This window comes from Pedobacter sp. 01N416 (genome assembly GCF_056399685.1).
Window position 1 is genome coordinate 1 of the sequence record NZ_JBFTRT010000838.1, and the last position, 1,466, is coordinate 1,466.

At 39.6% G+C, this 1,466-nt stretch carries 2 protein-coding genes; one reads left to right on the plus strand and one right to left on the minus strand.

Annotated features, from left to right (window positions below):
• Positions 1-373: 373 nt before the first annotated feature.
• Complete coding sequence (locus AC1DND_RS27685; protein ID WP_477586047.1) at positions 374-910, plus strand: hypothetical protein; 537 nt, start codon at positions 374-376, stop codon at positions 908-910.
• Positions 911-1,184: 274 nt separating this feature from the next.
• Here the strand turns inward: AC1DND_RS27685 and AC1DND_RS27690 are convergent.
• The coding region (locus AC1DND_RS27690) for a ClpP family protease (protein ID WP_477586049.1) at positions 1,185-1,466 on the minus strand (282 nt) is incomplete at its 5' end.

Genomic DNA, 1,466 nt, shown 5'->3' on the forward strand with positions numbered 1-1,466 from the left:
ATTATAAAGTTTTTAACTGCGCTGATAGAACTACCAACTGCAAGTATAATGTTGTTAACTGCGTTGATAGAACTGTTAACTGCAAGTATAAACCTACCAACGGCAAGTCCTAAACCTCGAACTGCAAGTATGAAACTTCCTTGATTTATGCACCATTTGAGCAACAATATTTTGTAGATTAATTTATTGTATTTATCTTGCCTATGCTAAATGATAATTAACATATTTTACTAATCTTAACAAGGGAAGCAATTAAGTAAGCAATTCAATTTTTAACAATATTCCTGAGACGAGCGGTAGTCCCGCATCTATATTTTCTCTGTAAAGAGTTAATTGTCGTTTAGCAGCGTCTCAGGATCTTTTTATCAATGTTATGCTAAACGACAATTGTAAAAACCCAAACACACAGCTCCCAGATCAGGTAGCAGCTGTAACAGAATTCCGGAAACTGATTGAAACCTATTTCGATATGATTGGTTTATCGGATGTGAATCAATTCCTTACTGAAATGCTTAGCGCAGCTATCGGGCCTGATCCGCGCTCTGGCAAACACAAACCCATTACTATTGCCAACGCCCTTTATGATGTAAACAATATCATCAACCTGCTTACCAAAACAAAACTTTTGGCCAATGAAGAAACCTTTCAGCATTATGCCATAAACCTGGGTTATAACCTACAAGCTGTTGGCCAATTTGATGTGGAGCATCTCTCTGAACTATTATATGTTGGATTAAATGCCTACATCTTTCAAGAAGATGATTTTGAAGGCGCAACCTTAAAATTTTCTGCCGAAATTACTGCTGCATATAAAATGATTTATGATTGGTTGTCAGACTGCGATGCCTGGTGTAATGCTGTTGAGTGTTATGGATATAATGAAACTATCGGTTTAGCAGCTACACTATAACCGTTCAAATTTTAATTCGCCATTTAACTTATACAGCTATGAGGGAAAACTCCCCTCCTAATTTAGGAGGGGTGCCCAAAGGGCGGGGTGGTTAATCCATTACTAGCGCAAGTCTTAGGTTCTACGCTAGCGAGCTGGATGACTTGTGCTTAGTAGAGATTTAATTGATGGTTTAAAGCACAAGTCAGGCCCATACTTTGCCCAGGGGCGCTAAGACTTGCGCTAGATCTGGTGCTAGATATTTTAATAATTCATTTTTAAATCAAACAAAACCCTATTCGCCACGCGTTAACACCTCATCTATCATTCCAAATTCCTTTGCTTCGATGGCGGTCATCCAATAATCGCGACTGGCAATTTCATTTATCCGCTCATAACTTTGTCTACTATGTTTCGCCAAAATATGGTACAGATCCGACTGGACTTTTAACACCTCTCTGATCCTGATATCCATATCAATGGCGGTTCCTTCTGCCCCACCCGAGGTTTGATGAATCATGACCCTCGAGTGCTGAAGGGCCGAACGTTTACCGGCAGCTCCCGCACACAACAATAC